At 68.8% G+C, this 8,316-nt stretch carries 7 protein-coding genes; 5 read left to right on the top strand and 2 right to left on the bottom strand.

Annotated features, from left to right (window positions below; genetic code table 11):
- Positions 1-195 precede the first annotated feature (195 nt).
- Positions 196-402: a hypothetical protein gene (locus M0R80_29845; protein ID MCK9463842.1), complete on the bottom strand. Its 207-nt coding sequence runs from the start codon at positions 400-402 to the stop codon at positions 196-198.
- Positions 403-540: 138 nt separating this feature from the next.
- On the opposite strand from M0R80_29845, the gene M0R80_29840 reads away from it, so the two are divergent.
- Positions 541-1,389, top strand: coding sequence for a DUF72 domain-containing protein (locus tag M0R80_29840; GenBank protein ID MCK9463841.1), 849 nt, complete (start codon positions 541-543; stop codon positions 1,387-1,389).
- Between the two features lie 7 nt (positions 1,390-1,396).
- On the opposite strand, the gene norR is transcribed toward M0R80_29840, so the two are convergent.
- Positions 1,397-2,971 carry a nitric oxide reductase transcriptional regulator NorR gene (norR, locus tag M0R80_29835; protein MCK9463840.1) on the bottom strand — a complete coding sequence of 525 codons (1,575 nt, stop codon included), beginning with the start codon at positions 2,969-2,971 and terminating at the stop codon, positions 1,397-1,399.
- A 134-nt stretch (positions 2,972-3,105) separates the two neighbouring features.
- On the opposite strand from norR, the gene ytfE reads away from it, so the two are divergent.
- Genes ytfE through M0R80_29815 form a run of 4 tightly spaced genes read left to right on the top strand, consistent with a single transcriptional unit; the run spans position 3,106 to position 7,952 of the window.
- On the top strand, positions 3,106-3,780 hold the full coding sequence (gene ytfE / locus M0R80_29830; protein MCK9463839.1) for an iron-sulfur cluster repair protein YtfE: 675 nt from the start codon (positions 3,106-3,108) through the stop codon (positions 3,778-3,780).
- On the top strand, positions 3,773-6,031 hold the full coding sequence (locus M0R80_29825; GenBank protein MCK9463838.1) for a nitric-oxide reductase large subunit: 2,259 nt from the start codon (positions 3,773-3,775) through the stop codon (positions 6,029-6,031). The genes ytfE and M0R80_29825 overlap by 8 nt, the downstream gene beginning before the upstream one ends.
- Positions 6,028-6,783 carry a PRC-barrel domain-containing protein gene (locus tag M0R80_29820; protein ID MCK9463837.1) on the top strand — a complete coding sequence of 252 codons (756 nt, stop codon included), beginning with the start codon at positions 6,028-6,030 and terminating at the stop codon, positions 6,781-6,783. Before M0R80_29825 ends, M0R80_29820 begins: the two co-directional genes overlap by 4 nt.
- A 2-nt stretch (positions 6,784-6,785) precedes the next feature.
- Positions 6,786-7,952, top strand: coding sequence for an FprA family A-type flavoprotein (locus M0R80_29815; GenBank protein ID MCK9463836.1), 1,167 nt, complete (start codon positions 6,786-6,788; stop codon positions 7,950-7,952).
- Positions 7,953-8,316 lie beyond the last annotated feature (364 nt).

Below are 8,316 nucleotides of genomic sequence, written 5' to 3'. Positions count from 1 at the left end.
GCTCGACGACCCCGTCGACCACGCGGGCGTAGACGTCACCCTTTGGATTGCGCCGGAGTTCGGTGCTGGCACTGCTTTTAGCTCGAAGACGCTCGGGCATGATCACCCCCGGAGGCCCAAGCTTACCACTGCGTGAAAGACGGACAAATCCACTTTCACTCATCTCCAGTTTCCGGCTGGAGGACGACGAGGCGCCTACACCTCAGGTTTCGGCCGCACAAGCTCCGCGAGCGCGTCGCCGAGCGCGTCGATGAACGCCTCGCGTCTGGTCTTGCCATCTGGGAGTTCCGCGGCGGGGTGGTTCTTGTTCGGCGCCAACGTTCCGGGCGGGACGATCTCTCCGGTAATGCGGAAGGGTCTTCTGCGTCTCCTGGCGCGTGCGGGCTTCGCTTCCTCAGACATGTTGTTCCTCCTTGGGGCCGTGACGGAGCACCGTCGCAACGGTCGCAGGAATTGCAGTCGTGGGGGAGCGGGTATTGTCCTCAAGCCCGTACCCGATCACCGGGCGCTGCCAGAAATGTCCTACGAGGAGGCATGAAGATGGACGAGCCGCACGTCACCGAAAAGATCATCGAGAACATGATCGCGTTCGCGAGAGAGCACTGGGGCGTGGAGTACTCAAGGGAGGACGCCCGAGAGGCTGCGACGAACCTGCTCGGGGTCTGTTCGCTCCTCCTGAAGTGGGACGCGGAAGACCGGGCTCGCGCAGCGGCCGTGGGCTATAGTTCCCGTGTGTCCTTGCCGATCCCAGGGCTTCGCCTCGGCACCTCCTCCTGGTCCTCGCCGGACTGGGTCGGGCCGTTCTACCCGCCCGGTACGGCGCCCGAGCGGTTCATCGAGCACTACGTCACCGTCTACGACACGGTCGAGGTCGACGCGACCTACTACCGCATGCCGACGCGCGCGAACGTCGAGGCATGGCGGAGCCGCACGCCCGAGGGGTTCACATTCGCGTTGAAGACGCCGGGGCTCATCACGCACGAGAAGGCGCTCGTCGACGTCGGCGACGACATGGCGCGGTTCCTCGACGTGATCACCGGGCTCGGCTCGCGGCTCGGGGCGGTGCTGCTCCAGTTCCCGTACTTCAACAAGCAGGCGTGGATGCCGACCGTTGCCGAGTGGCCGAGGCTCACCGGCGGCCCAACCGCCGACTTCGCGTACGTGCGCTTCCTGGGCGACCGCAAGAAGATCGAGGAGCTGACGAAGACGTGGGAGAAGACTGTCATCGACCGTAGCGCGGTGATCGCCGACTGGGTGCCGGTCGTACGCGGGACGGTCGACAACGGCGTCTACGTGCACGCCTACTTCAACAACCACTTCGCCGGGCACGCGCCGGAGAGCCTGGAGCTTTTCAAGAGACTCTGGCGCGAAGGCCGAGCGCCTCGCTGACCCCGCGTCACTTCTGCGGTCGCAGCAGTCCGAGCCGCCGCGCGAGGTGGTGCAGGTTGCCACGGTCCATGTCGAGGGCTCGGGCCGCGGCGGCGAGGTTGCCGCCGTGCGCGTCGAGCACCTGCCGCAAGAACGACCGCTGCTGCTCGCGCACGAAGTCTTTCATTGGCTGGCCGGCGACCGGCGCCGCAGCCGGCGGGAACGGTGCGCTCGGGAGCGGGACGCCGTCGCTCGACAGCTCGGAGTGCAAGTGCCCGGCCGTCAGGATGACCGGGTCGCCGCGTCGCACCGACGCCGACGCCTTGAGCACGACGCGGGAGATCACGTTTTCGAGCTCGCGCACGTTGCCCGGCCACGCGTACGCCTCGAGCGCGTCGACCGCGTTCGCGGCGAGCCGCACCGGACCGATCCCGAGGCGGCGGCGGGCCAGATCACAGAAGTAGCCGGCAAGCAGCGGGACGTCCGAGCGGCGCTCCCGCAGCGGCGGCACGGCGAGCGGGTAGACGTTGAGACGGTGGAACAGGTCGGCGCGGAAGCGGCCGGCCTTCACCTCCTCTCCGAGGACGCGATTGGTTGCCGCGATCAGGCGTACGTCGACCGAGATCGCGCGGTCGGTGCCGACGCGTTGGATCTCCCCCTCCTGCAGCGCGCGCAGCAGCTTCGGCTGCACCGAGAGCGGTAGCTCGCCGATCTCGTCGAGGAACAGCGTGCCGCCATCGGCGACCTCGAACTTCCCCGCGCGGTCGGCGCCGGCGCCGGTGAAGGCGCCCTTCGCGTGGCCGAACAGCTCCGACTCGGCGAGCGTCTCGGGGAGCGCTGCGCAGTTGACGTAGATGAGCGGCTGCTCGGCGCGCAGCGAGGCGTTGTGCACCCCGCGGGCGACCAGCTCCTTGCCGACGCCGGTCTCGCCGGTGACGAGCACGGTGAAGTCGGAGCGGGCGACGAGCTCGATCTCGCGGCGCAGCCTTTCGGTCTCCGGGCTCGTGCCGATAATCTGGCTGCCGGTGAGGACGAGCGCGTCGCGCATGAGATCCCTTGCGATCCGCCCCTGGCGCTCGGCGGTGCGCGCCAGCGCGTCGATGAGCGAGCTCGTGCTCATCTCGGCGGCCGCGAGCGCGCCGGCGGCGGTGAGCAAACGCATGTCGACGCCGTCGAACGCCCGGGGATCGAGCGCGTCGGCGGTGAGCACGCCGAGCAACTCGCCGTGCACTCGGAGGGCGCAGCCGAGGCAGGAGTGGATGCGCAGGGTGGCGTTGGTGTCCGCCGCGAGCAGCCCGTCGAACGGATCCGGCAAGGCGGTATCGTCGGGGAAGCGCACGGGCGCCTCGGAGTTGCAGATGATCTCCAACCGCGGATGCTCGCGCATCGAGAAGCGACGGCCGCGGACCGGCTGCCGTAGCCCGAACGTCGCGGTTGGGACGAGCTGTTCTCCGTCGAGGCGCAACAGCGCCGCTGCGTCGAACGGAATCACGCGGCGCAACGCGACGAGCAGGCTCTGATTGCGCTCCTCCGCCTTTGCCGAGGAGGCGAGGTCGTGGGCGATGGCGACCAGGGTGTCGAGCTGATCCACGATGTGAAGCATACATCAGGGATGTGTATATGACAACATCGCGACAGATGTAAATACTACATCAACCGCGTTAACTAGCTGCAGTCCCTAATAATACGTTTTGGCACCGACCTTGCTCCAGAGGCGAGGGAGGGAGGAACACGACCATGAGCGAACCCCAAGCGACCCTGGAGCACCTCGTGACGACACAACCGGCCGCAGCAAAGGTCTTCCTCCGCTACGGGCTCGACTTCTGCTGCCACGGACGTAGACCGCTCGACGAGGCGTGCGCCGAGGCGGGGGTCGATCCCGCCGTGGTTCGCGCCGAGCTCGCGCAGATGGAGGCGGGACCGGAGGCGGAGGTCGACTGGCGCGTCCGTCCGCTCGACGCCCTGATCGACCACATCCTCGACCGGTACCACGCTGCCCTGCGCCGTGACGTGCCGGCGCTGATCGCGCTGGCGCGCCGGGTGGAGCAGGTGCACGCCGACAAGCCGTCGTGCCCGCGCGGCCTGGTGGAGCACCTCGAGTCGATCGGCGCCGCCGTCGAGAGCCACCTCGCGAAGGAGGAGCAGATCCTGTTCCCGCTCATCCGCGCCGGGCGCGGCGCCACGGCGCACATGCCGATGAAGGTGATGATGCTCGAGCACGAGGACCACGGCGAGAACCTGCGCCGCACGCGCGCGCTCACGAACGACCTCGTCGCGCCTCCCGAGGCGTGCGCGAGCTGGCGCGAGCTGTACCGCGGCCTCGCGCGGCTCGAGGCCGACCTGATGCGGCATATCCACCTCGAGAACTACGTCCTGTTCCCCCGCGCCGCCGAGGAGGCGAGCCATGAGTGACACCCGGAAGCTCTGGATCGCGCTCGCGCTCGTGCTCGTCGGCGCGTTCAGCGTGCTCGGCCTGTTCGGCCGCGAGGTGTACCGGCAGGCGCCGCCGATCCCGGCGCGCGTCGTGACCGCGGACGGCACGCAGCTGCTGACCCACGACGACATCCTGCGCGGCCAGCGCGTGTGGCAGAGCATCGGCGGGCAGGAGATCGGCTCGATCTGGGGGCACGGCGCCTACCAGGCGCCGGACTGGTCCGCGGACTGGCTGCACCGCGAGGCGACTGCGCTGCTCGATGGGTACGCGGCAGCGCGGCACGGGAAGCCGTTCGCCGCGCTTTCTCCCGAGGAGCAGGCGGGGCTGAAGGAGCGGCTGCGCCTCGAGCTGCGGGCGAACCGTTACGACACGGCGACCGAGACGCTGACCGTCACCGCGGCGCGCGCCGAGGCGATGGCGAAGACGGCGGCGCACTACGACGCGCTGTTCGGCGGCGACCCCTCCCTCGACGAGCTGCGCGATTCGTACGCGCTCCACGGCGACGCCGTGCCCGAGCCCGCGGATCGCGCCGCGCTCACGGCGTTCTTCTTCTGGACCTCCTGGGCGTGCACGACCGAGCGTCTGGGGCTCGACGTCACCTACACGAACAACTGGCCGCACGAGGAGCTCGTGGGCAACCGACCGACGTCGGCGAACATCATGTGGTCGATGGTAAGCATCGTCCTACTCGTCGCCGGGATCGGCGCGCTCGTCTGGTACAAGCGGTTCCGCGACGTGCGCGAGCCGCCCCCCGAGCCCGCGACGAAGGATCCGCTCCTCGCGATCGAGCTGACGCCGTCGATGCGGGCGGTATGGAAGTACGCCGCGGTCGTCATCGGGCTGTTCCTGCTCCAGGTCGCCACGGGAGTCGTCACCGCGCACTACACCGTGGAGGGCAACTCGCTGTACGGGATCCCGCTCTCGAAATGGCTCCCCTACGCGGTGACCCGCACCTGGCACGTGCAGCTCGGCGTGTTCTGGATCGCGACAGCGTTTCTCGCCGCCGGGCTGTTCCTCGCGCCGGCGGTCGGGGGGCGCGAGCCGCGCTTCCAGCGGCTCGGCGTGAACGCCCTGTTCGGCGCCCTCGTGCTCGTCGTGCTCGGCTCGCTCGCGGGCGAATGGATGTCCGTGCAGCGCCACATGACCGGCGAATCCGGATTCTGGTTCGGGCACCAGGGCTACGAGTACGTCGACCTCGGCCGCGCGTGGCAGATCGCCCTGTTCGTCGGCCTCGTCCTCTGGCTCGTCCTCATGCTGCGCGGCCTGTGGCCGGCACTCACCCGGCGCGACGGGATGCGGCAGCTCGTGCTCCTGTTCGCCGGCTCCGCCGTCGCCATCGGCCTGTTCTACGGCACCGGATTCTTCTACGGCGCCAAGACCCACCTCTCGGTGATGGAGTACTGGCGCTGGTGGGTGGTGCACCTCTGGGTCGAGGGGTTCATGGAGGTGTTCGCGACCGCGGCGATGGCGTTCATCTTCGCGCGCTTGGGCCTCGTCCGCGCGGCGACCGCCACGACGGCGACGCTCTTCGCCACCGCTATCTTCCTTGTCGGCGGCATCCCGGGCACGTTCCACCACCTCTACTTCAGCGGCACGCCGGTTTCGATCATGGCGGTCGGCGCGACGTTCAGCGCGCTCGAGGTAGTGCCGCTCGCGCTCGTCGGCTTCGAGGCGTGGGAGACGTACAAGCTGTCGCGCGGCGCTGCCTGGATGGAGAAGTACCGCTGGCCGGTGCGCTACTTCCTCGGGGTCGCGTTCTGGAACCTGGTCGGCGCGGGCGTCTTCGGGTTCCTCATCAACCCGCCGATCGCGCTCTACTACATGCAGGGACTCAACACGACGCCGGTGCACGCGCACACCGCGCTGTTCGGCGTCTACGGTCTGCTCGCGCTCGGGCTGATGCTGCTCGTGCTGCGGCGCCTCGGGCCCGACGGCGAGTGGAAGGAGCGCCCGCTCCGGATCGCGTTCTGGGCGATGAACGGCGGGCTCGCGCTCATGGTGCTCGTGAGCCTCCTGCCCATCGGCCTCGCGCAGGCTGCGGCGAGCATCGACCCGGGGCTCTGGTTCGCGCGCAGCGCCGAGTTCCTGCAGCAGCCGACGATCGAGACGCTGCGCTGGCTGCGGATGCTCGGCGATACGGTGTTCGTCGCCGGCGCCGCCGCGCTCACCTGGTTCGCGGTGGGGCTGAAAACGGGTTGGTCGTTTGCAAACGAAGGGAGGAAGTCATGAAAAACTTCAGGAGCGCGAGGGCGCTGACCGGGTTCACGGTCCGCGCGAGCGACGGGGAGATCGGCAAGGTGAGCGAGCTGTACTTCGACGATGCGGCGTGGGAGATCCGGTACGTCGTCGTCGACACTGCGCGGTGGCTTCCCGGGAGGAAAGTGCTGCTGCCGACCTCCGCGGTGACCGAGGTGCTGGCGGATCGGCGCGAGCTCCGCGTTGCGCTCTCCCGGGAGCAGGTGAAGGGGAGCCCGCGGCCGGACACCGACATGCCGATCGCGGTGCAACGACGCGCGGAGCGCAAGGCCCGGCACAACTGGGCGGTCGACCTGGCCGGCGAGGCGCTCGCCTCAGTACCGGAGGCGTTCCTCGCGCCGGGTTTCGAGCCGGTCAACTCCGCCGGCAAGCCGTTCGATCCGCACCTGCGCACGACCAAGGTCGTAACCGGGCTCGTTCTGCGTGCGGACGATTTCGTCGTCGGCCGCATCTCGGACTTCATCGTCGACGAGGAGACTTGGTCGATTCGCTACGTGGTCGTTTCCATCGGGGACGGTCGCCAGGTCCTGCTCCTCCCGCAGTTCGTGCGCGAGATACGGATCGAGGAGTCGGCCGTCGTGACCGATCTCCCGGTGGGCGCCATCGCCAGTTGCCCGGCGCTCGACCCGGCGACGATGCTCACCCACCGGTACGAGGAGGAGGTCGACGAGCACTACAAGGGCTACCGCGATGGCGCGCGGCGTACCGAGGCCGAAAGGAGCTGAAGATGGAAACCAGGAAGATCACGGATCGCGTGCGGTGGCTCGGCGCGATCGACTGGAACCGGCGCATGTTCGACTCGCTGATCCCGCTGCCGGACGGCACGAGCTACAACGCGTTCCTCGTCACCGGCAGCGAGAAGGTGGCGCTCATGGACACCGTCGACGCCGCAGCGGCTGACACGTTGCGCGCGCAGCTCGCGCAGGTGCCGCGGATCGACTACGTCGTCTCGCACCATGCGGAGCAGGACCACTCGGGCGCGATCCCGATGGTGCTCGAGCGTTACCCGGAGGCCCGCGTCGTGTGCACGCCCAAGGCGGCGCCGATGCTCGCGGATCTGTTGCGCGTTCCGGTCGATCGGTTCCTTCTCGCGGAAGACGGGCAGCGGCTCTCGCTCGGCGACCGAACCCTGCGGTTCATCCACACGCCGTGGACCCACTGGCCCGAGACGATGGTCACCTACCTGGAAGAGGAGCGGATCCTATTCAGCTGCGACCTGTTCGGCGCGCACATCGCCACGAGCGATCTGTACGCGGTCGACGAGGGGCGCGTACTCGAGGCGGCCAAGCGCTACTTCGCCGAGATCATGATGCCGTTTCGCAAGCTGATCGCGAAGCACCTCGATACGCTCGCCGGCTACGACATCGCGTTGATCGCCCCGAGCCACGGCCCGCTTCACGCCAGGCCGTCGCTGATCCTCGATGCGTACCGCGAGTGGGTGTCGGGCGCGCCGAAGAACCTGGCGGTCATCCCCTACGTCTCGATGCACGGGAGCACCCGGCGCCTCGTTGAGCGCCTGGCCGAGGCGCTTATAGAGCGCGGCGTCGGCGTCGAGGTGTTCGACCTCGCGGTGACCGACATCGGACTGCTCGCGCGCGCTCTCGTCGACGCGTCGACGGTGGTCATCGGCACGCCGACCGTGCTCGGCGGCCCACACCCGAGCGCCGCGTACGCCGCGCTGCTCGCCAACGCGCTGCGACCCAAGGCGAAGTACGTCTCGGTGATCGGCTCCTACGGGTGGGGCGGCAAGGCGGTCGAGCAGCTCGCGGCGATGGTGTCCGGACTCGACGTCGAGGTGCTCACGCCGGTGATGTCCAAGGGCGTCCCGAACCAGGTCGAGTACGAGGCGATCGACCGCCTGGCGGGCGAGATTTCAGCGCGGCACGCCGCGTAGGCGTTTCGCCCCCAGCGAGATCGGACTCGGCCTTCGACATCTACGACGCCTCCGGCCCACATCCTGTGCGGCTCGTGGTCGACACGCCCTGGCCTGGCACTCCGGCGCCGCCCTGCGCCGCGATGCACATGTGCGCCAACGAGGCGCCGCTGTCGCCCGAGGCGCGGGAGAAGCTCGCGCGAATGATCGCGGCAACGCCCGGTTGCCTGGCGCCGTGAGCGTGTCGAACATCGGCCTGGAGTAGCGGGGCGGCGGGATCGTCGGTTTCGACGCTTTCTTCCCCTCTTGTTCAGTCGCTGCAAGAACTTTGACAGGCCTCTTCGCACGGGGAGCGGTAGTCCGAGGGATAGACGTTCTGGCCGGA

This window comes from Pseudomonadota bacterium, assembly GCA_023229365.1.
Taxonomy (GTDB): Bacteria; Myxococcota_A; Polyangia; order JAAYKL01; family JAAYKL01; genus JALNZK01.
The sequence above is the reverse complement of the archived record's forward strand: the minus strand, read 5'-3'. Positions and strand labels throughout refer to the sequence as shown.

Coding starts and splice junctions, on each gene's coding strand:
- M0R80_29845 (MCK9463842.1), bottom strand. CDS start 402: ATGTCTGAGGAAGCGAAGCCCGCACGCGCCAGGAGACGCAGAAGACCC.
- M0R80_29840 (MCK9463841.1), top strand. CDS start 541: ATGGACGAGCCGCACGTCACCGAAAAGATCATCGAGAACATGATCGCG.
- norR (MCK9463840.1), bottom strand. CDS start 2,971: ATGCTTCACATCGTGGATCAGCTCGACACCCTGGTCGCCATCGCCCAC.
- ytfE (MCK9463839.1), top strand. CDS start 3,106: ATGAGCGAACCCCAAGCGACCCTGGAGCACCTCGTGACGACACAACCG.
- M0R80_29825 (MCK9463838.1), top strand. CDS start 3,773: ATGAGTGACACCCGGAAGCTCTGGATCGCGCTCGCGCTCGTGCTCGTC.
- M0R80_29820 (MCK9463837.1), top strand. CDS start 6,028: ATGAAAAACTTCAGGAGCGCGAGGGCGCTGACCGGGTTCACGGTCCGC.
- M0R80_29815 (MCK9463836.1), top strand. CDS start 6,786: ATGGAAACCAGGAAGATCACGGATCGCGTGCGGTGGCTCGGCGCGATC.